Annotated in this window: 21 protein-coding genes; 12 read left to right on the top strand and 9 right to left on the bottom strand. The window is 69.1% G+C overall.

All coding sequences use genetic code 11. The annotated features are described in order from the left end of the window. Nucleotides 1–418: 418 nt before the first annotated feature. From LQ566_RS13960 to LQ566_RS13990, 7 genes are all read right to left on the bottom strand, one after another. On the bottom strand, nt 419–1,903 hold the full coding sequence (locus tag LQ566_RS13960; RefSeq protein WP_231092329.1) for a hypothetical protein: 1,485 nt from the start codon (nt 1,901–1,903) through the stop codon (nt 419–421). Then, complete coding sequence (locus LQ566_RS13965; RefSeq protein WP_231092330.1) at nt 1,900–2,196, bottom strand: hypothetical protein; 297 nt, start codon at nt 2,194–2,196, stop codon at nt 1,900–1,902. Before LQ566_RS13965 ends, LQ566_RS13960 begins: the two co-directional genes overlap by 4 nt. After that, nucleotides 2,193–2,990 carry an ABC transporter ATP-binding protein gene (locus LQ566_RS13970; protein WP_231092331.1) on the bottom strand — a complete coding sequence of 266 codons (798 nt, stop codon included), beginning with the start codon at nt 2,988–2,990 and terminating at the stop codon, nt 2,193–2,195. Before LQ566_RS13970 ends, LQ566_RS13965 begins: the two co-directional genes overlap by 4 nt. Nucleotides 2,991–3,007: 17 nt before the next feature. Beyond that, entirely contained in the window at nt 3,008–3,268 is a 261-nt protein-coding gene (locus tag LQ566_RS13975; protein WP_231092332.1) for a hypothetical protein, read from the bottom strand. 218 nt (nt 3,269–3,486) lie between these two features. After that, nucleotides 3,487–4,941 carry an NADP-dependent phosphogluconate dehydrogenase gene (gene gnd / locus LQ566_RS13980; RefSeq protein WP_308071022.1) on the bottom strand — a complete coding sequence of 485 codons (1,455 nt, stop codon included), beginning with the start codon at nt 4,939–4,941 and terminating at the stop codon, nt 3,487–3,489. 80 nt (nt 4,942–5,021) lie between these two features. Next, nucleotides 5,022–6,422, bottom strand: coding sequence for a glucuronate isomerase (gene uxaC / locus LQ566_RS13985; protein ID WP_231092333.1), 1,401 nt, complete (start codon nt 6,420–6,422; stop codon nt 5,022–5,024). Beyond that, nucleotides 6,419–7,471, bottom strand: coding sequence for a LacI family DNA-binding transcriptional regulator (locus tag LQ566_RS13990; protein WP_231092334.1), 1,053 nt, complete (start codon nt 7,469–7,471; stop codon nt 6,419–6,421). Before LQ566_RS13990 ends, uxaC begins: the two co-directional genes overlap by 4 nt. A gap of 106 nt (nt 7,472–7,577) precedes the next feature. Here LQ566_RS13990 and LQ566_RS13995 point away from each other — a divergent pair, with 106 nt between their 5' ends. The 9 genes from LQ566_RS13995 to LQ566_RS14035 are packed head-to-tail and all read left to right on the top strand — an operon-like array spanning nt 7,578 to nt 16,666. Then, nucleotides 7,578–8,972, top strand: coding sequence for a sugar ABC transporter substrate-binding protein (locus tag LQ566_RS13995; RefSeq protein WP_231092335.1), 1,395 nt, complete (start codon nt 7,578–7,580; stop codon nt 8,970–8,972). Between the two features lie 10 nt (nt 8,973–8,982). Continuing rightward, nucleotides 8,983–9,993 (top strand): carbohydrate ABC transporter permease, encoded by a 1,011-nt coding sequence (locus LQ566_RS14000; protein ID WP_231092336.1) that lies wholly within the window; start codon nt 8,983–8,985, stop codon nt 9,991–9,993. Beyond that, a complete protein-coding gene (locus LQ566_RS14005; RefSeq protein WP_231092337.1) occupies nt 9,990–10,901 on the top strand; it encodes a carbohydrate ABC transporter permease in 912 nt (303 codons plus the stop codon). The genes LQ566_RS14000 and LQ566_RS14005 overlap by 4 nt, the downstream gene beginning before the upstream one ends. After that, nucleotides 10,898–11,743, top strand: a complete 846-nt coding sequence (locus tag LQ566_RS14010) for a sugar phosphate isomerase/epimerase family protein (RefSeq protein ID WP_231092338.1) — start codon at nt 10,898–10,900, stop codon at nt 11,741–11,743. Before LQ566_RS14005 ends, LQ566_RS14010 begins: the two co-directional genes overlap by 4 nt. Continuing rightward, entirely contained in the window at nt 11,740–12,861 is a 1,122-nt protein-coding gene (locus LQ566_RS14015) for a Gfo/Idh/MocA family protein (RefSeq protein ID WP_231092339.1), read from the top strand. Before LQ566_RS14010 ends, LQ566_RS14015 begins: the two co-directional genes overlap by 4 nt. Beyond that, the gene (locus LQ566_RS14020; protein ID WP_231092340.1) at nt 12,858–13,718 is read left to right on the top strand and encodes a sugar phosphate isomerase/epimerase family protein; all 861 of its coding nucleotides are present in this window, start codon (nt 12,858–12,860) and stop codon (nt 13,716–13,718) included. Before LQ566_RS14015 ends, LQ566_RS14020 begins: the two co-directional genes overlap by 4 nt. Beyond that, nucleotides 13,715–14,923 (top strand): mannitol dehydrogenase family protein, encoded by a 1,209-nt coding sequence (locus tag LQ566_RS14025; RefSeq protein ID WP_231092341.1) that lies wholly within the window; start codon nt 13,715–13,717, stop codon nt 14,921–14,923. Before LQ566_RS14020 ends, LQ566_RS14025 begins: the two co-directional genes overlap by 4 nt. Nucleotide 14,924: 1 nt before the next feature. Beyond that, nucleotides 14,925–16,163, top strand: a complete 1,239-nt coding sequence (gene manD, locus LQ566_RS14030) for a D-mannonate dehydratase ManD (protein WP_231092342.1) — start codon at nt 14,925–14,927, stop codon at nt 16,161–16,163. Next, a complete protein-coding gene (locus LQ566_RS14035; RefSeq protein WP_231092343.1) occupies nt 16,160–16,666 on the top strand; it encodes a gluconokinase in 507 nt (168 codons plus the stop codon). Before manD ends, LQ566_RS14035 begins: the two co-directional genes overlap by 4 nt. 52 nt (nt 16,667–16,718) lie before the next feature. Here the strand turns inward: LQ566_RS14035 and LQ566_RS17535 are convergent, their stop codons facing one another. Beyond that, complete coding sequence (locus LQ566_RS17535; protein WP_269143188.1) at nt 16,719–16,841, bottom strand: hypothetical protein; 123 nt, start codon at nt 16,839–16,841, stop codon at nt 16,719–16,721. A gap of 203 nt (nt 16,842–17,044) precedes the next feature. Between LQ566_RS17535 and LQ566_RS14040 the strand changes: the two genes are divergently transcribed. After that, nucleotides 17,045–17,653, top strand: coding sequence for a 50S ribosomal protein L25/general stress protein Ctc (locus tag LQ566_RS14040; protein ID WP_231092344.1), 609 nt, complete (start codon nt 17,045–17,047; stop codon nt 17,651–17,653). 104 nt (nt 17,654–17,757) lie between these two features. Further along, entirely contained in the window at nt 17,758–18,342 is a 585-nt protein-coding gene (pth, locus tag LQ566_RS14045) for an aminoacyl-tRNA hydrolase (RefSeq protein ID WP_231092345.1), read from the top strand. Nucleotides 18,343–18,391: 49 nt separating this feature from the next. On the opposite strand, the gene LQ566_RS14050 is transcribed toward pth, so the two are convergent. Further along, the gene (locus LQ566_RS14050; protein WP_231092346.1) at nt 18,392–19,138 is read right to left on the bottom strand and encodes a hypothetical protein; all 747 of its coding nucleotides are present in this window, start codon (nt 19,136–19,138) and stop codon (nt 18,392–18,394) included. Nucleotides 19,139–19,356: 218 nt separating this feature from the next. On the opposite strand from LQ566_RS14050, the gene mfd reads away from it, so the two are divergent. Continuing rightward, entirely contained in the window at nt 19,357–22,914 is a 3,558-nt protein-coding gene (gene mfd, locus LQ566_RS14055) for a transcription-repair coupling factor (RefSeq protein ID WP_372459807.1), read from the top strand. Nucleotides 22,915–22,930 lie beyond the last annotated feature (16 nt).

The raw sequence follows: 22,930 nt of genomic DNA on the forward strand, positions 1-22,930 counted from the left end.
CACATCGCGGGGCAGCAGCAGGCGGAACATCAGCACGTGGCCCGCCTCGTGCACCAGGAGCGAACCCAGGCACACCAGCGTCACGGTGCCGACGGCGACGAGGCCCGTGGATGCGACCATGCCGCCGAGCGCCACGGCGCCGAGGGCGAGCACGAGCTGTGGCGCCATGCCCGCCGCGTTGTGGACGATCGATGCCAGCACCGCTCGTCCCCGGGTCGCGGGAAGCGGACGCGCGGCAGAACCCCACCAGGGCGGCGACAGGAAGGACCACCGCCCGAGCGTGACGCGGGTGCGGGTCGAGATCAGGCCGAGGTCGGCAGCCAGCGCGTGATGATCGGGGTCGTCCGGGATCGCGAGACCCAGCCCCACGTGGACCAGACGGCCATCGACGCGGCGTACACCGGGCGTCACCGGGAAGTCAGGCTGCACGTGGTCCGTCAGCCCCGTGCAGGCGGTCACCGATCATCGCGTATCCGCCCGCGAACACCGCGATGGCGGCGATGGTCAGACCGGCCTCGGTGTCGGGCAGCACGTCGGTCGATACCCAGGTGATGCCGAGTGAGACCAGCAGGTAGATGACCGCGAGGACGAATCCACCTGCCGTGGCTGAGAGGGGCTGCTGTTCGCTGTAGGGCACCAGGGCGCCGGCCAGCAGGGCCGCGAGGGTGGCGAGAAGACAGCGCAGCGCCGTGGTGCCGAGGTTCGCGAGGGGAAGGAGACCGGTGCTGACCGCGATCAGCGCGAGCGGCGCAGCGAGCAGCGTGGGCACCACGATGTAGGCGAGCGCTCGTGCGCCCAGGTGGGCTCTCACGCTCGCGCCCGAGGCACGCGCGATCCACGAGAACGTCGCGGTGCGCCCGACCGCGTAGAGCGCGAGCATGAAGGGAAGCACCACGACCGCGCCGGACAGCGACGGTGCGAGCATGGCGACGACGGGGTGCGCGGCGACTGCCCAGAGCCCCGCCATCGCGACGGGGGCGAGCACCGCCACAGTCAGGAACTGCGGGCTGCGGACGGCGATGAGAGATTCCGCCCACGCATGCGCCCAGAACGCCGTCGCCATCGGGGGCCGGGTCCCGCGCGGGAAGGAGGGCCGGCGGGACGCCGAGGCGGCCACCGTCGTGCGTGACGCCGCCCACATCAGCGCGGCGGCGGCGGCGATCCACAGCACCGGCAGCGCACCGTCGATCGGGGCGAATGCGTCTGCGAATCGCGCGAAGGCCCGGTGGGGGAGCAGGTCGAGAGGCCCCCACGCCGACCCATCCGCCGGCTGGGTCGCGAAGATGTCGGGGACGGTCGCACCCATCGCGGCACCGAGCGTGAGAACTCCCGCGATGGCGATCCCGTACTGGTGGGGGAGCCGCAGCGCGCAGGCCGCGCTGTGCAGGAGGGTCATCATCCCGGTGGACAACACGAGCGCGGTGACGAGGAGCAGCGCGTACAGCGTGAGAGAGGCGGCGCTCGCGGCCGGATGCGGGTTCAGCCGCACGAGCACGAGCGCACCACTCGTCGACAGGGCCACGGTGTATGCCACGCTGACGGCAAACGAGGGCAGCATCTGACCGAGCCGAGCCTGAGCGCGGCCCACCGGCAGCAGGTCCATCAGGTTCTGCAGCGCGGTGCGCGGTGGGGCCGACGCACCGACCGCCACGGCGATCGCTGCGGCGGTGATGACGCCGCCACCGAGCGAACTGCGAAGCATCGAGGTGCGAAGCTCCGCGGGTACATCGCTGACGATCTGACCGGCGGCGATGAGAGCGAGCATGGCTCCGAGCGCGGTCGCCAGCACGGCGGAGACGATGACCCCGGCGAACACCTGGCGTGTCGAGGTGTGGGTCACGCGCGCCACATCCCGCACCCAGAGCGTCAGGGTGGCACGAGCCACCGCAGAGGTCGCGCTCATGGCGTCTCCGTGGCTCGTCGCCGCTGGCGCATCACCGCGGCGCTGCTCAGTGCTGTGTAGACCACCGCGATCACGAGCGCCGCGATGAGCATTCCCGTGAAGCTCGGATCGATGTTGATCGCCGCGGCGCCGTTCTCGGTGGTGGTCCACGCGTCGACGATGCCGGGCAGCACAACCCGGGAGCGACCGACGAAGGCGGCCACGAGGCACGCGGCCGCCGCGATGAACACGCTGCTGAAGCCGATGACGATGCCCGCGATGGCGTGCGCGATGATGCGAAGGGTGACGCTCATCTGCTGCTCTCTTTCTGACGGAAGGCGACGGACATCGCCGCGGCTCGATGGGTGGCGGTCTCGGCTCGTCCCGTGGCCGACATGAAGACGTTCTCCAATGTGGCAGCGCCCGGGTGCGCGCTGATCAGCCGGTGGGGAGAACCGGTGGCGACGGTGCGTCCTGTGGAGAGGATCGTGACGCGGTCGCAGTCCCGTTCCGCGCGCAGCATGTCGTGGGTCGCGATGAGTACCGCGCGCCCCGAGGCGGCGAACGCGGAGATGAGGGTGCGAAGGGTGGCGGCGGCCTCGGGATCGAGACCACGGAACGGCTCGTCGAGGATGAGGAGGTCGGGGTCGTGCATCGTGGCGGCGATGAGCTGGATCTTGCGCTGCATACCGTGCGAGTACTCCGCCACGGGCCGGTCGAGTGCATCGTCCAGCCCGAGCAGCCCGGCGAACTCCGCGGCTCGTCGGCGGTCATCGCGGCCCCGGAGGGCATCGTGGAAAGCGAGCAGCTCCCGGCCGGTGAGGGCCTCGGGGAGGGGAAGATCATCCGGGGCGAAACCGAAACTGTGCCTGCTGCGCTTGTCCGCGACGCTGAGCCCGGCGATCAGCACCGATCCGGAGTCGGCGCCGATGAGTCCGGTGATGACGTGGAGGCAGGTGGTCTTGCCAGACCCGTTGGGGCCGAGCAGGCCGTGGATCTCGCCGGGCGCGATCGCCAGGGAGAAATCGACGAGCACAGGCGTCTTCCGATAGCTCTTGCCGATGCCCTGCACGTCGAGGATCGGACGGGACCGAGGGGTCGCTGCCACCACGTCATCACCTCGCATCAGTTCTCGCAGTAGAGCTTCCAGACCCCGCCGGTGGTCCAGCTCGGCATGCTCAGGGCGGGCCATCCGCCCTGCCACCGGCAGTAGGCGAACCAGGCCGCCATCAGCCCCATCAGGATGATGACGGCGATGGCGATGATGATCAGCCAGACGGCGCGATCCTGGCGGACGGTGAGGTAGCGGTGCACCCTCATCTCGCCTCCGACGATCGCGTGCAGCATCGCTGTGGAAATGCGGTCGTTCACATCCGCAGTGGACATGTCTATCTCCTTCGATAGGTGTTTCCGTGGGATGCGTGGGGTGGGGTGTCTGGAACATTAGCAAGACCTCGCATATATGGCACGAAATCTTGCATGAGGGTGTTCTCACCCGCGGCGCTGCGCTCGCCACACAACGCCCGAAACCGAAACAAGTCCGAGAAGCCCGCGTTGGCGGGGCTTCTCGGACTTGCGGGATCTCTCGCGGAGGCGGCCGCGGATCAGTGCGTGTCTTCGGCCTCGATCTCGGAGCGATCGGCGGACCACAGCGTGTGGAACGTGCCGGGCTTGTCGGTGCGACGGTAGGTGTGGGCACCGAAGAAGTCGCGCTGACCCTGGATCAGTGCGGCGGGGAGACGCTCGGCGCGCAGGCCGTCGTAGTACGCCAGCGAGGAGGAGAAGGCAGGTGCCGGGATGCCGGACTGGGCCGCCGCCACCACCACGCGGCGCCACGCCTGCTGTGCGCGCTCGAGAGCCTCCACGAAGTACGGCGCCGCCATCAGCACCGGCAGGTCCTCGCCGGAGCGGTAGGCGTCGGTGATGCGGTTCAGGAACTGCGCGCGGATGATGCAGCCGCCACGCCAGATCTTGGCGATCTCGCCGAGGTCGATGTTCCAGTCGTACTCGGCCGCACCCGCGCGGATCTCGTCGAAGCCCTGCGAGTAGGCCACGATCTTCGAGGCGTACAGCGCCAGGCGGACGTCCTCGATGAACGCGTCGGCGTCGTCGATCGACAGCGGCACGGCCGAACTCGGCAGCACGCCGGCGACGTCCCGCTGCTCGCGGTGCGAGGAGAGCGAGCGCGCGAACGTCGCCTCGGCGATGCCCGACACGGGCGTCCCCAGGTTCAGGGCCGTCTGCACGGTCCATGCGCCGGTTCCCTTGGCACCGGCCTCGTCCACGATCACGTCCACGAGCGGCTGACCGGTGGCAGCGTCGACCTGGCGCAGCACCTCTGCCGTGATCTCGATGAGATAGCTCTCCAGCTCGCCGGTGTTCCACTCGGCGAACACGTCAGCGATCTCGGCCGGGGTCTTGCCGGTGCCACGACGGATCAGATCGTAGGCCTCGGCGATGAGCTGCATGTCGGCGTACTCGATGCCGTTGTGCACCATCTTGACGAAGTGGCCGGCGCCGTCGTGACCCACGTGCGTGACGCAGGGCTCGCCCTCGGCGACCGCGGCGATGGAGCGCAGGATCGGGCCGAGGGTGACCCACGACTCGTCCGAGCCGCCCGGCATGAGGGACGGGCCCTTCAGCGCGCCCTCCTCACCGCCGGAGACGCCCATGCCCACGAAGTGGACGCCCGTCTCCCGCACGGCGTGCTCGCGGCGGATGGTGTCGGTGAACAGCGCGTTGCCGCCGTCGATGATGATGTCACCCGGCTCGAACACCTCGAGCAGCGACTCGATCACGGCGTCGGTGGGCCGGCCGGCCTTGACCATGATGATCGCGGTGCGCGGGGTCTGCAGCGAAGCCGCGAACTCGGCGTAGTCCTTCGCCGGGATGAATCCGGCCTCCGGGTGCGTCTCGATGAGATCGGCGGTCTTCTCGTAGCTGCGGTTGAACACGGCGACGGTGTTGCCCTCGCGGCTGGCGAGGTTCCGGGCGAGGTTCGATCCCATGACGGCCAGGCCGACGACGCCGATGTTGGCACGAGGAGTGGTTTCAGACACGCGATTGCTCCAGACGTGAGAGGTGGATTTTCAGGCTACCGCGCTCGCCGGTGCGGACCCGGCGATGTGACGGCCGCCCGTCACAGGCGGAAGGTCTGGCGCGGGATGTCGTCGACCAGGCGGTGCGCCACGGCGAACGCGCTCTCCTCGTCGAGGCGGTGCTCCACGACGAGCTCGGCGAGATACCGCGCGTCCACGCGACGCGACATGTCGTGACGCGCCGGGATCGAGCAGAACGCGCGCGTGTCGTCGATGAACCCGCTGGTCTTCGTGAAACCAGCGCTGTCGGTGACGGCGCGTCGGTAGCGCAGGATCGCGTCGGGGGTATCGATGAACCACCACGGGGCGCCCGCGTAGACGCTCGGGTAGAACCCGGCGAGCGGTGCGATCTCCCGGCTGAAGGACGTCTCATCGACGGTGAACAGCACCAGCCGGAACGTCTCCGAGGTGCCGAAGTCGCGCAGGATCGGAGTGAGCGGACGGGTGTAGGACGCCACGTCGGGCAGGTCGTGGCCGGTGTCCGGGCCAAACCGGCGCAGCGTGGGCGCGTGGTGGTTGCGGATCACGCTCGGATGCAGCTGCATGACCAGGCCGTCCTCGGCCGCCATCTCGGCCAGCCGGTACAGCATGGTGCGCCGGTAGGCGACACCCTCGGCCTCGGTGGCTTGGCCGCGCAGGGCGGCGGCATGGATGCGCTCGGCCTCGGTGTCGCTCAGCGGCTCGGAGCCGGCATCGGCGACGCCGGTGTCGGTGGCCGTTGCGCCCGCCGCCCGGAAGGCCTCCCGGCGCGCGCGCAGCGCGGAGAGCAATCCGGCGTGCGTGTCGCAGGCGATGCCGGCGCGGGCGCTCAGGCGATCAAGCGACTCGGTCCATCCGGACACGGTGGGCGTCATGTAGCGGTCTGCCCGGAAGGTGGGCAGGACCCGGCCCGTGAAGGTCGGGTCCGCAGCGAGGCGGGCGTGGGCGGCGAGGTCGTCCGCCGGATCGTCGGTGGTCGCCAGCACCTCGATGTTGAACCGTGAGAACAGCGCTCGGGGGCGGAACTCCTCGGTGCGCAGCAGGGCATCGATGTGGTCGTACAGTTCGTCGGCATTCGCGGCGGAAGGCTGCTCATCGATGCCGAAGAGATCCGCGAAGGTGCTCTCGAACCAGAAGCGCACGGGCGTGGCCAGGAACACGTCCCAGTTGCTGCAGAACGCTCGCCAGACCTCGCGCGGATCAGCCGGAGACGGCCCCCGCCCCAGTGCATCGAGCGAGGTCCCGGTCGCGTGCAGCAGGCGCAGGACGTAGTGGTCGGGGGTGATGAGCAGCGTCGCGGGGTCGGGGAAGGGCTCGTCCTCGGCGAGCAGGGCAGCATCGACGTGGCCGTGGGGGGAAAGGATCGGCGCGGCCTGGACGGACTCGTAGAGTCTGCGCGCAAGCTCACGCGTTGCGGTGTCCGCGGGGAAGAGGCGGTCGGGGTGCGGGGACAGCGTTGTCATGACGCTCCAGACGGGGTGGGTTGTTCGGATGGGGAGTACGGGCCGGTGGAGGAACGAATGGTGAGGTGTGTGGCCAACAGGACACCGGTGCGCGCGGGGACCTGAGGAGCGGTGGGGGAGATCATCTCCATGAGCATCGACACGGCGACGCGGCCCGCCCGCTCGATCGGCGCTGTGAGCGTGGTGAGCGGCGGGGAGCAGAAGTCGGCGCCGAAGATGTCGTCGCAGCCCACGATGCTCATGTCCTCGGGGACGCGGACGCCGCGTTCGGCGAACCGCGAGAGCATCCCGATGGCGAGCAGGTCGTTGAAGGCGACGCACGCCGTCGCGCCCGTGTTCAGGGCGGCGTCGGCGGCAGCGCCGCCGAAGCGGGTGCGAGGTTCGAACGGCCCGATGCGGATGGTCTCGATGCCGAGCCGTTCTCCGCTCGCTCGCACCGCCCGCCACCGGATGTCGCTGGCCCAGCTGTTGGTGGGACCTGCGGCGTAGCAGATGCGCCGGTGGCCGAGGGAGACCAGATGCTCCACCGACTGCTCGAATCCACGCGGGGTGTCGATGAACACCGACGGCACCCCCGCTGTGGGACGGTTGATGACCACGAGCGGAATCTCGGCGGCGAGTTCGGCCAGACGCGCGTCGGACAGGCGGGGAGCGGAGAGGATCGCGCCGTCGAATGAGCCGCGCATCCGCACGAGCGTGCTCTCCTCGATGCTCGGATCCTCTTCTGTGTGCACGAGCAGTTGCGAGTACCCCGCGGTGCGCAGCTCATGCTGGGCACCGCGGATGATGCCGAAGTAGAACGGGTTCGTCACATCCGACACCAGCACCGCGACGGCGCCGGTGCGCCCGGAGGCGAGAGCACGTCCCGAGGGGCTCGGCGTGTAGTTGAGCTCCTCGGCGATCCGGATGATCCTCTCGCGGGTCTCCGGATTGCCGCGTCCGGGTGTCGCGAGGGCACGGGACACCGTCGAAGGGTTGACGCCGGCGGCCGCGGCGACGTCGGCGAGGGTCGCGCGCGGGCCACGCTGGCCGGCGGATTCGGTGGGCATGCGAACACATAACCACACGGTGGCAAAGTGTGGCAAGCGCTTGCGGCATGCTTGCCATGTTCGTACTGTGAGGGCACAGCACTCGCACACTCAAGGGAGAGTTCCGATGAAAGAACGGCATGTTCTGCGGCACACGGTGACCGGGATCGCGGCCCTCGCGATCGCATCGCTCGCGCTCGCCGGCTGCAGTGGATCCAGTGATCCGAACACGTCCGGCGGCGCAGGCGGGGACTCCGCGACGTCCGGCACCACGATCGACGGCACCGGCAAGACGCTCAACGTCCTGGTCGGTGCAAACGGTCTGTACCCCGAGGAGCAGAAGGCGTGGTTCCAGTCCGTCAGCGACAAGTTCGAGGAGGCGACCGGCGCGAAGGTGGCATTCGAGACCTTCGCCTCCGCGAACGACGAGCTGACGAAGATCCAGACCTCCGTGCTCAGCGGTCAGGGCCCGGACATCTACGGCCTCGGTACGACGTTCACCCCCACCGCCTTCTCGACCGGTGCCTTCGTCACCCTCGGTGACGCCGAGTGGGAGAAGCTCGGCGGCCGGGACAAGTTCGTCAGCTCGCTCCTGGGCATCTCCGGCCCGAGCGAATCCGAGGAGGTGGGGATCCCCTTCGCCAGCCGTCCGTTCGTGATGGCGTACAACACCGAACTGCTCGCTGCGGCCGGCATCACCGAACCGCCCACCACGTGGGACGACCTCACGGCGGATGCCAAGAAGCTCACCGGCAACGGCGTCTACGGACTGGCGGTCGGATATGCCGACGGCTACGACCCGTGGAAGTTCATCTGGGGGATGGCCGAGCAGGCGGGCAACCCGATCCTGGATCTGAAGGACAAGAAGGCCACCATCGACGACCCCGCTGTGGCGGCCGCGTACGCGACCTACTTCGGCTGGTTCACCGACGGCTCGGTGGATCCGGCATCGATCGGCTGGAAGAACTCCAACGCCGTTGCCGCCTTCGCAGACGGCAAGGCTGCGTTCCTTCCCATGGTCTCGGCCAGCTCGAAGGTGGCGCTGGACGCCTCCGCCGTCAAGGACAGCTATGCCTACGCGGTGCTTCCCACCGTTCCGCCCGGGCAGACGACCCGTCCAGCCGACGGCGTGGAGGCCGCCAGCATTCTCTCCGGTGACAACTGGGTGGTTGCCAACTACTCCCAGAACCAGGATCTGGCCTTCGAGCTGATCCGCATCCTCACCGAGCCGGAGGCCCAACTGGAGTACTTCGCCACCTTCGGCGAGATGCCCACCACGGTGGCTGCCGCCGAGCAGGTGCAGAAGGACAACCCCACCCTCGCACCGCTTCTGGATGCCGCCGCCAAGTCGGTCGGCACCCCCTTCACGGGAGCGTGGGGTGACACCCAGCTCGCCCTCACGAACGTCGTGGTCCAGGCGCTGCCGAAGCTGCAGTCCGGCGGGCTGGCCGCATCGGACATCGACGCCGCGATCGCGGAGGCGAACTCCGCGGCGCAGTCATCGCTGGACAAGGCCAAGTGAGCGACCCGCGATGAATCCCGTCTCCGATACGTCGGCGACACCCGTGTCGGCAGGGGAGAGCCCTGCCGACACGGCGGCCGCCGTCACCGTCTCCCCGCGCCGCGGATCGATCGGGCGCGTGCGCCGTTCGCAGGTGCCGCCGGCGGAGCGCCCCCGTCCGCTCTGGATGCTGACTCCGGGCGGACTGCTGATGGTGCTGGTGATCCTGGTCCCCCTGGCGATCGCCTTCTGGATCAGCCTGCTCGATCTGGATCAGTACACGATCCGGCAGTGGACGGCGGCCCCGTTCATCGGGATCAGGAACTTCGTCGAGGCGGTCACGTCGTCTCCGCTTCTGCACGGCATCGCCATCAGCGCGAGCGTGGCCCTCATCGTCTCGGTGCTGAGCGTACCCATCGGGGTGCTCGCCGCCCTCGCCACGCAGAATGCGTTCCGCGGTCGCGGTCTGGTGCGCTCGGTCTATCTGATCCCGTACATCCTGCCCGCATTCGTGGTGGCCAGCGTGTTCCGCACGATGTTCCAGCCCGCGGGCGCGGTGGATCACATGTTCAACCTGATCGGGGTGCAGCCAGGACTGTGGCTGAACGGTCCGCTGAGCTACTGGACGCTGGTCATCGCGCAGCTCTGGGTGAGCTGGCCGTTCATCTACCTGCTGACCCTTGCCGGCCTGCAGGCGGTGGATCCCGAGGTCCACGAGGCCGCGGCCATTGACGGGGCCGGCTGGGGCATCAAGCTTCGTTGCGTCATCCTGCCCTACCTGCGCGGATCGGTCCTGCTGGCGTTCCTGCTGACCTTCCTGCACAACATCAACGCCTTCACCATGCCGTTCGTGCTGTTCGGCATCCCGGCCCCGAAGGACATCGAGGTCCTGCCGGTGCTGACGTACATGACGAGCTTCCAGAGCTTCCGCTTCGGGCTGTCGGCGGCTATGGCGGTCGCATCGCTGGCGCTGGTGGCCATCCCGCTGTTCATCTATCTCCGCGCTGTCCGTCTCGACACCGGTGAGGAGGCGAAGTCATGAGTGTGACCACGACCATCGCGCAGGTCAATCCGCGCCAGCGCCGCTCCACCCGTTCCTCCCACATCACCCGCCTGCTGCCCACGCCACTGCTGGCCGTGATCAACACGGTGCTGTGTGTGCTGGTGCTCGGGCCCGTGCTCTACATGGTGCTGGCCTCGATCAACTCGGACGTCTCGGTGGCGGCGGGTGAGTTCTGGCCGCGGGAGCTGCGCCTGGACAACTACATCAAGGTGTGGTCCTCCGTCGACCTCGGCACGGGCCTCGTCAACAGCCTGCTGATCTGCGGCGCCGTCGCGATCGTGTGCGCGGCGGTCTCCCTGTCGATGGCATGGGTGCTTGTGCGCTTCACCTTCATCGGCCGGATCACCATCCTCCGCGGTCTCGTCGGTCTGCAGTCGGTGCCCGGCACCCTCATGCTGCTGCCGGTGTTCGTCGTGTTCTCGACGATGTCGGCAGCGCTGCGGATCCCCACCATCGGCACGCACTGGGCTGTGTTCGTGACCTACCTCACCTTCGCCCTGCCGTTTTCCACCTGGGTGCTCGTCACCTACATCCGCGGCCTGCCGCGCGAGCTCGAGGACGCCGCCCGCATGGATGGCGCCGGGAACATCCGCATCCTCACGCGCATCGTGCTGCCGCTGAGCTGGCCCGGCATCGTGGTCTCCGCGATCTTCGCCTTCCTGCAGGGCTGGAACGACGTGCTGTTCGCGTCGGTGATGACCAATGCCACCTCACGCACCGCTGCGGTGGCGCTGCAGACATTCGGCGCCACTCAGGAGACCGGTGCCCTTCCGCTGTACGGACAGATGATGACCGCCTCCCTCATCTGCGCCGCGCCCGTCGTCGTGCTGTACCTCGTGTTCCAGCGCTACCTCGTCGGAGGCCTCACCGCTGGAGGAGTGAAATGACCGAAACGTCACCAGCCTGGACCCTCTCGGGGTTCGGCGACGAGATCGATGCGGACCCGGTACTGCAGATCGGCGTGCTGCAGGCGCTCGGGGCCCGCCACATCGAGGTGCGAAGCGCCTGGGGCGTCAACATCGTCGACCTCTCCGATGAGCAGCTGGGGCAGCTGCGCTCGCTCCTGGTGGATCGCGGCATGGGGGTGTCGGCGATCGCTTCGCCCATCGGCAAGGTGGATGTCTCCCTGCCGGTGGAGCATGAGGTCGCGCGGCTGGAGCGCGCGATCGCCGCGGCACGTGTGCTGGAGGCGCCCTACATCCGCATCTTCTCCTTCTTCCGTGCGGAGGGCCGCACCGCCGAGAGCATCCGCGACGACGTGCTGGTGCGGATGGCGGCACTCGCGGCGCTCGCCGAGCGCGAGGGCGTGACCCTCGTCCACGAGAACGAGAAGGACATCTACGGCGATGTCCCCGAACGCGTGCTCGATGTCATCGAGTCGGTCGGATCGGACCGGCTGCGTGTGGCCTGGGACAACGCCAACTTCGTGCAGGTGGGCGTTCGCCCGTTCAGCGACGGGTACGCCATGCTCCGCCCGCATCTGGAGTACCTCCAGGTGAAGGACGCGATCGCCGCCACCGGCGTGGTCGTGCCCGCGGGCGAGGGTGACGGGGAACTGCTGGAGACCGTGACCGCGCTGCGCGACGACGGCTTCACCGGGTTCGCATCGCTGGAGCCTCACCTCACCGACTACAACGCGCTGGGCGGCTTCTCGGGCCCCGCGGCCTTCGGTCGCGCGGGCCGGGCCTTCCGCGCACTCACCGACCGGATCGGAGTCACGCTGTCATGACCACCCCTTCACCCCTGTCCGTGGCCATCGTCGGCTGCGGCATCATCGGCGTCAACCACGCTCAGGCGATCGCCCGCGTCGAGGGGCTGCGCGTGACCGCACTGGTCGACGACGTCCCCGCCATGGCGACCGCGCTCGCGGACCAGATCGCGGCGGAGAGCGGCCAGCGGCCGGCGGAGTACGCGCGGATCGAGGACATGCCGGCCGACGTCGACCTTGTGGCCATCTGCACGCCCAGCGGCACGCATGTCGACCTCGCCGAACGCGCTCTCGCCCGCGGCACCCACGTCGTGCTCGAGAAGCCGCTGGATGTGTCGATGGAGCGGGGTCTGCGTCTGGCACGTGCTGCCGAAGCGGCGGCCGAACGCGGGCTCGTCGTCTCCGTGATCAGCCAGCACCGGTTCGACCCCGGCGCGGTCGTCGTCGCCGAGGCCGCCCACTCCGGCCGGTTCGGCCGCGTGACCAGCGCCGTGGCCAGCGTTCCGTGGTGGCGGTCGCAGGAGTACTACGACTCCGGCGCCTGGCGGGGGACATGGGCTCTGGATGGCGGCGGCGCGGTCATGAACCAGGGCGTGCACACGGTGGATCTGCTGGTGTGGTTCCTGGGACGTCCGGTGGAGATCTTCGCCCAGACCGGCCTGCTCGCCCACGAGCGCATCGAGATCGAGGACGTCGCGACGGCCACCCTCCGCTTCGAGTCGGGTGCTCTCGCAGTCTTCCACGCCACCACGGCCGCCTTCCCGCATGCTCCCGTGCGCGTCGCGGTCTACGGATCAGCCGGATCCGGCACGGTCGAGGACGATCAGCTGGGTGCCTTCTACGTCGACGGCGACGAGCGCGAGCGCAGCGCCGATGTGGTGCCCGAGGGCGAGCGCGTCGGCGACGACAAGGGGCCCGCGAGCTTCGCCGAGGCCCACGCCCGCCAGTACCGGGACGTCCTCGCGGCGATCCGGGAGGAGCGCGCGCCCCGCGTCGGCGTCCCAGAGGCCCTGCTGTCGCTGGCCGTCGTCCGCGCAATGTACGTCTCGGCGACCAGCGGAGAGCCGGTACGCATCGACGCGATCCTCAGCGGCGAACTGAGCGATGCCGGCGTGCGTACGGGAGGGGTGATCGCATGAGGTTCTCGGTCTTCACCGCATCGACGCCGGACTGGACTCCGCAGGAGGCGGCGCGAAACATCGCCGCCCAGGGCTGGGACGGTATCGAATGGCGCATCACCGACCAGGAGGATGCCACGCCTCCCGGATTCTGGGCGGGTAACCGCTCCACCTGGCCGCTCACCGGCCTGGAGGACTCGCTGCCCGACATCGCCCGGATCACCGCGGAATCGGGATTGGCGATGAGCGGCCTCGGCGGCTATGCGCAGTCGTCGAACGCCGCCGATGTCGAGCGCATGCTGCGCGCCACCGCGACGCTCGGTGCCGGGCAGGTGCGGGTCACCATGCCGTCCAACGACGTCGCGGACTACCGTGTCGTCGCCGATCGCACCCGCGGCGAGCTGAGCGATCACACGGCCCTGGCGGCGGAACTGGGCGTGAAGGTCCTGATCGAGCTGCACCACCGGACCATCACCCCCTCGGCGTCGGCCGCGATGCGGATCATCGACCGGTTCGATCCTGCGCACATCGGTGTGATCCACGATCTCGGCAACCTGATCATCGAGGGCAACGAGCTCACCCGCGCCGCGCTGTCGGTCCTCGGCGATCACCTCGCGCACGTCCACGTGAAGAACGCGGTGTGGAAGCCCACCGGTGAGGTCGGGCCCCACGGCGACGTGCGGTGGGCGCCGGAATGGGCCTCGCTGCGCGGCGGTCAGGCCAGCGTTCCCGACTACTTCCGGGCACTGCGGGAGTTCGGCTACGACGGATGGGTCACGCTGGAGGACTTCACGACACAGCTTCCGCTGGAAGAGCGTCTGCGCGATGCGCTGGCACTGTTTCACGAGCTGCGTGACGCACCCGTCGATGCCGTATGAGGGCGCACAGCGGTCGTCCGCCCGTCCGCGTGGCACATCTCGGACTCGGCGCCTTTCACCGCTCCCATCAGGCCTGGTACACGCAGCGGACGAACGATGCGGCTGCGGACGACGGATGGGGCATCGCCTCGTTCGGATCCCGCTCCCGCGAGCTCGCCGACGCGCTGAAGGCGCAGGACGGCGTGTACACCCTGCTGGAGCGCTCGGCCGACGGTGATGCTGCGACGATCATCGAGTCGATCACGGCAACGGGAGTCGCGGGCGATGACACGTGGGTCGCGACGATCGCGAGCGGCGACGTCGAGGTGCTCACCGTCACGGTCACGGAAGCCGGATACCGCTCCGGTGCGCAGCCGCCCGCGCGCATCGCCGCAGGACTGGCGGCCCGGCGCCGGGCCGGGGGCGGGCCGCTGAGCGTGGTCAGCTGCGACAACCTGCTGGGCAACGGCACTGCGCTGCGGGCCGCGGTGCTGGCAGCGGCGGGCGATGACGCAGGATGGATCGCCGAGAACATCGCGTTCGTCGACACGGTGGTGGATCGGATCACTCCGGCCGTCACCGCCGACGACGTGCGGGCCGTTCAGACGCTCACCGGTGAGGACGACCGGGTTCCCGTAGTCTGCGAGCCGTTCTCCGAATGGGTCATCGCCGACGCCTTCGCCGCGGGCCGCCCGGCCTGGGAGATCGCCGGCGCCGTGCTGACCGCCGACGTCACGCCGTACGAGGAGCGCAAGCTGTGGCTGCTCAACGCCGGCCACACCCACCTTGCCGCAGCCGGACGGCTTGCGGGCTATGAGACGGTCGACCAGGCCTTCGCCGATCCGGTGCTGCGCGCCGAGACCGAGGCGCTGTGGGCCGAGCAGCGGGTGATCATCGACCTGGACGCCGACGACATCGATGCCTGGCTGGAGGAGCTTCGCACCCGCTTCGACAACCCGCGCATCTCTCACCGGCTGGAACAGATCGCGCGGGGGAGCGAGCACAAGATCGGCCCTCGTCTGCTGGCGCCGTTGCGCGCCCGGGAACGCGCGGGCCTGACCGCGGGAGCAGCCCAGCTCTTCGCGATCGACACCTGGGTCCGCTCGATCGTGGAGCTCGCCCCGCCCGATGCCGCCGCCGCGGCGCTCGCGAACGACCTGCGGGCGCTGCCGGCAGCGTCACAACGAACCGAGGTGCTGCGCCGTTTCGCAGCAGAAGGAGACTGACATGATCATCGATCGCGCCGAAGTGATCGTCACCAGCCCGGGCCGCAACTTCGTGACCCTGAAGCTCACCACCGACGACGGGATCACGGGTCTCGGAGACGCGACCCTCAACGGTCGTGAACTGGCCGTGGTCGCGTACCTCACCGAGCACGTGGTGCCGCTGCTGCAGGGGATCGACGCTCATCGCATCGAGGACACCTGGCAGTTCCTGTACCGCAGCGCCTACTGGCGCCGTGGTCCCGTGACCATGGCCGCAATCGCCGCCGTGGACATGGCGCTCTGGGACATCAAGGCCAAATCCGCCGGGCTGCCGCTGTATCAGTTGCTTGGAGGGGCCAGCCGCCGGGGTCTGCTCGCCTACGGGCACGCATCCGGCATCGACATCCCCGAGCTGTTCGACTCGATCCGCGCCCACCAGGAACAGGGCTATCGCGCGATCCGCGTGCAGACCGGCGTACCGGGCCTGAAAGCCATCTACGGGATCGCATCGCAGTCGGCGGACGCAGGCGGCGGGGATGCCCGCTACGACCACGAGCCGGCCCGACGCGGGGCGAAGCCGGTGGAGGAGGACTGGGACACGCGCGCGTACCTTCGTCACCTGCCCGGCGTGTTCGAGGCCGTCCGCAACGAGTTCGGACCGGACCTGCCGCTCCTGCACGACGGGCACCACCGGATGACGCCGATCCAGGCCGCCAAGCTCGGCAAATCCCTGGAGCCGTACGACCTGTTCTGGCTGGAGGACTGCACGCCGGCGGAGAACCAGGAGGCACTCCGGCTTGTGCGCCAGCACACCACGACGCCGCTGGCCATTGGGGAGATCTTCAACACGGTGTGGGACTTCAAGGACCTCATCCGCGATCAGCTCATCGACTATGTTCGAGGTGCCGTCACTCACATGGGCGGTATCAGCCCCCTCAAGAAGACGGTCGACTACGCGGCGATGTACCAGATCAAGTCGGGCTTCCACGGCCCCACCGACATCTCCCCGGTCGGCATGGCTGCGCAGATGCACCTGGGACTGGCGATCCACAACTTCGGCATCCAGGAGTACATGCAGCACTCGGAGGCCACCGACCAGGTGTTCGAGCAGTCGTTCACGTGGCAGGACGGCCTGCTCCACCCCGGCGACCGGCCCGGCCTCGGCGTCGAGCTGAACCAGGACGAGGCGGGCAAGTACCCGTACGAGCAGGCCTACCTGCCGTTCAACCGACTGGCCGATGGGACGGTGCACGACTGGTGACGAATCCGCAGGTGTGCGTGATGGGGGTGTCCGCATCGGGGAAGTCGACCGTGGGCGCCCGCCTGGCGACCGAGCTCGGCGTTCCCTTCATCGATGGCGATGACCTGCATCCTGAGGCGAACCGTCGCAAGATGGCCGCGGGGACTCCGCTCACCGATGACGATCGGTGGCCCTGGCTGGACGTGGTGGGGGAGACCTTCGCCGCTCACGCCGGTGCTGGCGTGGTGATCGCGTGCAGCGCGCTGCGCCGCGTCTATCGCGATCGGATCCGGGCGGCGGCGCCGCACGTGCACTTCGTGCTGCTGGACGGCTCGGCAGAGCTGCTCGCCGAGCGGGCGGCGGCGCGCACCGGTCACTTCATGCCGCCCGCGTTGCTGCAGTCGCAGCTGGACACCCTGGAGCGTCCCGACGTAGACGAGCACGCGAGTGTGGTGGACATCGCCGACCCCCTGGACATGGTGATCGAACGCGTCGTGCGAGATCTCCGCTCCGGCGTGCAGTGACGCACAAACGCCACAGGCCGCCGTCATCGACGGCGGCCTGTGGCGTTTGTCATCAGTCTTTGCGGTAGCCCGAGCGGCCCATGGAGAACATGGCACCGATCGCGCCCACCGTGCCGAGGCCGGTCAGAGCGAGAATCGCCCAGAAGATGATGTGGGTGACGTCAGCGGCAGTCATGCGCACTCCTCCAGGTTCGGTGTGGTTCCACGCTACCGGCTCGTCGGGTAAGATGGTGAATCGGCCTCGGCGAGGGACGCATTCGTGCGTCCGTGATCGACGTGGTGAGTGGCCCTTCCGGGACGCCTCCACGCTCGCTTCCCCCGTGTCGAGGCTCCAACACAGACCACCACACGATTCCGTGTGCTTGAAGGAGAACCACTATGTCTGACGACAACAAGGTCATCGCGGAGCTCCGCACCAACTTCGGCAAGGGTTTCGCCCGCCGTCTGCGTGCGGCCGGCCAGATCCCCGCCGTCATCTACGGTCACGGCACCGAGCCGGTGCACGTCGCGCTGCCGGGCCACCAGGTCAGCCTCATCATCCGTAAGGCCAACGCGCTGCTTGACCTGTCGGTCGACGGCAAGGACCAGCTCACCCTGGTCAAGGACGTGCAGAAGGACCCGGTGCGCCAGATCATCGAGCACATCGACCTGCTCGTGGTGAAGAAGGGCGAGAAGATCGCCGTCGACGTTCCCGTCGTGCTCGTCGGTGAGTCCGCTCCCGGCACGCTGGCCAACCTGGACGCGGTCACCATCGCGCTCGAGGTCGAGGCCACCCACATCCCCGAGCACGTCGAGGTCTCCGTCGAGGGCCTCGAGGACGGTACCCACATCACGGCTGCCGACCTGAAGCTCCCGAAGGGCGCGTCGCTGGCCGCCGACCCGGAGACGCTGATCGTCGCTGTCGCGATCCCGGTCGCCACCGACGTCGCAGCCGAGGAGATCGCCGAGGCCGACGCGGCCGAGGCCACGGAGCAGTCCGCCGAGTAATCCGGATCTTCGCGAAGGGGGTGCGCTCGGCGTGCCCCCTTCGTCGTCTCCGGTCACCGTCACGGTGCTGAGAGACTGTTGCTGCGCTTTCTTCGGGAGGGAACATGGCCGATACCTGGCTGATCGTCGGGCTCGGGAATCCGGGACCGCAGTATGAGGCGACCCGTCACAACGTGGGGCAGATGGTGATCGATGAGCTGGCCGCCCGCCGCAGCGAGCGCTTCAGCTCTCACAAGGCCGGTGCACGCGTCTCGGAGACCTGGCTGCGTCCCGGAGCGGCGAAGCTCATCCTGGCCAAGCCGAACTCCTTCATGAACGTCTCGGGGGGTCCAGTCTCCTCGCTCGCGAAGTTCTACGGCATCGCGCCCGATCATGTGGTGATCATCCACGACGAACTGGACATCCCGTTCGATTCCGTGAAGCTGAAGGTCGGCGGCGGCCACGGTGGGCACAACGGCGTCCGGGACGTCGCGAAGGCGCTCGGCACCCCCGAGTTCCCGCGCGTGCGCGTGGGCATCGGTCGTCCGCCCGGGCGGCAGGATCCCGCGGACTGGGTGCTGTCACCCTTCCCTGCGTCGCAGCGCCAGGAACTGGCGATGCTGATCGCCGATGCCGCGGACGCCGTGGAGATGACGGTGGACGAGGGCCTGCTCGCGGCGCAGCAGCGCTTTCACGCTCCGCGGGACTGACACCGTGGCTGATTGACACCGTGGCCGATTGAAACCGTGGCTGCGGACCTCAGAGTGTCGCGCCGATGACCAGGCCCAGGACGACCGCACCGGAGAAGACCGGTAGCCCGAGGAAACCGAGGACGATCGCCCAGATGCCCCGTCCCCGTCCACGTCGCTGCGCCGCGGCCACGAATCCCAGCACGATGGCGAGGATGCCCAGCACCGTGCCGGCGTAGAAAGACATCTCCGCCAGGAGCTCCCATCCGGCCACGGGGCTCAGCCACGCGAGACTGCCCGAGATGTCCGCGCCGCTGGCAGCGAACTCCAGAAAGGCCGGACTGATCCGCACCGCCGCGATGCCCGCGGTGAGGGAGGCTCCCACGGTCGCGATCAGGCTCAGCACCAGGGCGACGGTGCCGAGCGTGCTCGGGCGAGGGCCCAGCGGGTTATCCAGCCCGGTGCCGTAGGCGGCATTCACCTGCTGCGTCCACGGTGACGCATACGGCTGTGCCGAAGTGCCCGGGTTGAGTTGCGGCGTGGCGGGCGACGGTGCAGGCGTCGTTGCATACGCCGGTGCGCCCGGGTAAGGGGGAGCAGCTGGCGCTCCATAAGCGTCGACCGGGCCCGGAGAGACGGCGCCGGGGATCGGTGGGGCACCATACGCCGGTGCGGAACCGTACGTTGGTGCTGTCGGCGGAGCAACCGGAGTCGTGGGGGCGTCGGGCCCCCAGGGGGCAGCGGCCGGGGGCGGCACCGGGGTATCCGATCCGAAGCCGGTCGTCGGGTCGTACTGCCGCTGATTCGCGTCGCTCACACGCCCATCCTAGGAGCCCGCAGGGACACCCGACGATGTCGCGAACCGAGGACCAGGCGGCGAAGTCATGACGGATCTGCGGACACCCTCATGCTTGCGCCGCACACTCCGGCATTCACCGCCGGCCGGCCTTCGGCATTCACCGCCGGCCGGCCCGAGGGGCTTTGCGGCCGTCGGCCCGCGGAGTCGGTGTCCGAGGCCCCGCGTAGACTCGTTCGGTGATGTTGTCTGGGATCGTCCGCGTTCTGAACACCGACGAATCGTTCGCGCCGCTGCGCGACGCCGCGCCCGCCGACGCCGACTTCGCGCTGGTCGACGGGCTGGACGCTCCAGCGCTGGCGGCGCTGCTGGACCGGCGTGCGGCCGCGGGCCGTCCGCCGGTGCTGCTGGCGATCACCCCGACCGGACACCGTGCCGAATCCCTTGCTTCCGCCCTGGAGTGCCTCATCCCGGGCGCGGAGGTCATGAGCTTCCCCGCCTGGGAGACGCTGCCGCATGAGCGCCTCAGCCCCAGCGCCGAGACCGTCGGCCGCCGGATGGCGGTGCTGCGGCGGCTGCGGAAGTGGGACGAGTCCGCGCCTCTCGTGGTGACGGCATCGGTGCGCGCAGCGCTGCAGCCCCTGGCCGCCGGGCTCGGTGACATCGCACCCATCGAGCTCGCCGTGCGCCAGCGCGGACACGAGCTGGAGACGGTGGTCACCACTCTCGTCGAGCTCGCCTACGCGCGTGTCGACATGGTGTCCCGCCGCGGCGAGTTCGCGGTGCGTGGCGGCATCCTGGATGTCTTCCCGCCCCTGGCCGACCACCCGTACCGCATTGAGTTCTTCGGCGACGAGGTCGATCAGATCCGTGCCTTCTCGGTGGCCGATCAGCGTTCGCTGCCGGGTGAGATCGACGCCGTCGTGCTCCCGCCCAGCCGCGAGCTGCTGCTGACGGCGCCGGTGCGGGCGCGGGCGGCGGAACTCGAACCGGCGTTTCCCGGGGTAGCGGGCATGCTCGCCAAGATGGCCGAGGGCATTCCGGTGGAGGGCATGGAATCCCTCAGCCCCGCCGTTGCCGGGCCGCTGGTCTCCCTCGCCGACTACCTCCCGGAGCGTGCCGCGGTGGCACTCGTGGATCCGGAGCGCGCGACGTCTCGCTCGATCACTCTCGGCGAGACCAACCGGGAGTTCCTAGAGGCCGCGTGGAACGCCGCCACAGGGGGAGCGGACGCGCCCGTCGACCTCGGTGCGGGCGATTTTCTGACCCTGGGCGCGCTGCGAGAAGCGGTGCACGCCCGCCGCGGCGTGTGGTGGAGTCTCAGCCCGTTCGACCCGGGCGATGCGGAGGACGCGGACGACGTGCGGGTCCCCGGTTCACCGGTGCCGTCGTTCCAGGGCAACGTGGAGGGCGCCACGAGCTACATCGGCGACCTGCTCGCCCGTGGCTGGGCCGTGGTGGTCGCCGCCGCGGGAACCGGGCTGGTCGAACGAGCCCGCGACGTGCTGTCCGAACGCGGGTTCGGGGCTCGTGTGGTCGAGGAACTCACCGAAGCGCCGGAGCGCGGTGTGGCCACGCTCGTGCGGGGCACCATCGAGAGCGGATTCCTCTCCGCCGAAGCGGAACTGGCCGTCTTTACCGAGAGCGAGTTCTACGGCCGTACCATCGGTGGCTCGCAGGTGGTGAAGAAGCTGGCGTCGCGCCGCAAGAACGTGGTCGACCCGCTCCAGCTCAAGGCGGGAGACCACGTGGTGCACGCCACGCACGGCATCGGACGTTTCGTCGAGATGACCCAGCGCGAGGTGTCCACCGGCGGTCGCAACGCCCAGAAGAGTCTGCGCGACTACCTGGTGATCGAGTATGCGCCCAGCAAGCGCGGCTACCCGGGCGACAAGCTGTTCGTACCCACTGACCAGCTCGACCTCCTGAGCCGCTACGTCGGCGGCGAGGCCCCCGTGCTCTCCAAGATGGGCGGCAGCGACTGGGCGGCCGCCAAGTCGAAGGCCCGCAAGGCGGTGCGCGACATCGCCGTGGAGCTGGTGAAGCTGTACTCGGCGCGCATGGCGGCGAAGGGCCACGCCTTCGGACCCGACACCCCGTGGCAGCGCGAGCTGGAGGAGGCGTTCCCCTTCGCGGAGACGCCCGACCAGCTGCAGACCATCGACGAGATCAAGCACGACATGGAGAGCCCGATCCCGATGGATCGTCTGCTCTCCGGCGATGTCGGTTTCGGCAAGACCGAGGTCGCCGTCCGCGCCGCGTTCAAGGCCATTCAGGACGGCAAGCAGGTGGCGATGCTCGTGCCCACCACCCTCCTGGTAAAGCAGCACCTCGAGACGTTCACCGAGCGTTTCGCCGGCTTCCCCGTCAAAGTGCGCCCGCTCTCGCGCTTCCAGACCGACAAGCAGGCGCGCGACGTGCTGGCGGGTTTGCTGGACGGGACGGTCGACATGGTCATCGGCACCCACCGGATCCTCACCGACAAGGTGATCTTCAAGGATCTCGGTCTGCTGATCATCGACGAGGAGCAGCGCTTCGGGGTGGAGCACAAGGACGCGCTGAAGAAGCTCAAGACGAACGTCGACATCCTGGCGATGAGTGCCACCCCCATCCCGCGGACGCTGGAGATGGCTGTCACCGGCATCCGGGAGATGTCCACGCTCGCCACCCCGCCGGAGGACCGTCACCCGATCCTCTCCTTCGTCGGGCCGAAGAACGACCGTCAGATCGCCGCGGCCATCCGCCGGGAGCTGCTGCGCGAGGGACAGGTGTTCTACGTCCACAACCGGGTGCAGTCCATCCAGCGGGTCGCGCACGAACTCGCCGAACTCGTCCCGGAGGCGCGCATCGCAGTGGCGCACGGCCGGATGGGGGAGCACCAGCTGGAGCAGGTGGTGGACGACTTCTGGGAGAAGAAGTTCGATGTCCTGGTGTCCACCACCATCATCGAAACCGGCCTGGACATCTCCAACGCCAACACGATCATCATCGACCGGGCCGACAAGTACGGGCTGTCGCAGCTTCACCAGCTGCGCGGGCGGGTCGGCCGCGGCCGCGAGCGGGCCTATGCCTACTTCGTCTACGACGACACCAAGCCGCTGTCGGAGACCGCCGCCGATCGTCTGCAGACCATCGCCGTCAACAACGATCTCGGCTCCGGCATGCAGGTGGCACTGAAGGACCTCGAGCTGCGCGGCGCCGGCAACATGCTCGGCGCTGAGCAGGCGGGCCACATCGCGGGCGTCGGATTCGACCTCTACCTGCGCATGGTCGGGGAAGCCGTGGCCACGTTCCGCGGCGAAGAGACCGAGGGGCCCACGGAGCTGCGGCTCGAGCTGCCGGTGGATGCTCGCATCCCCGAGTCGTACATCGACAGCGAGCGTCTGCGGCTGGAGGCGTATCAGAAGCTGTCCTCCTCGGCCACGGCCACCTCCAAGGACGACATGATCGATCTCGTCATCGACGAGCTGGTCGATCGATACGGCCCGCTCCCGGAGGAGGTCGTCGGCCTTGTCGCCGTCGCCCGCCTCCGACGCCGAGCGGCGCAGGCCGGTCTCACCGACGTCGTCGCGATGGGCCCCAACCTGCGCATCGCCCCGGCGCACTTCGCCGACTCGATTCGCGTGCGCATGCAGCGGCTCTACCCCAACGCCAAGCTGATCGCCTCGGGCGAGGCCGTGGTGGTTCCCATTCCCCGTCCCGGTGGCGAGGCCATGCCGGATGCGGAACTCATCGCCTGGGTCGATCAGCTCTTCACCGCGCTGTACCCGCTGCCGGAGCCGAAGCCCGCCGCCTGATCCCCTCCTGGCGCCC

The organism is Microbacterium nymphoidis (genome assembly GCF_021044885.1).
Lineage (GTDB): Bacteria > Actinomycetota > Actinomycetes > Actinomycetales > Microbacteriaceae > Microbacterium > Microbacterium nymphoidis.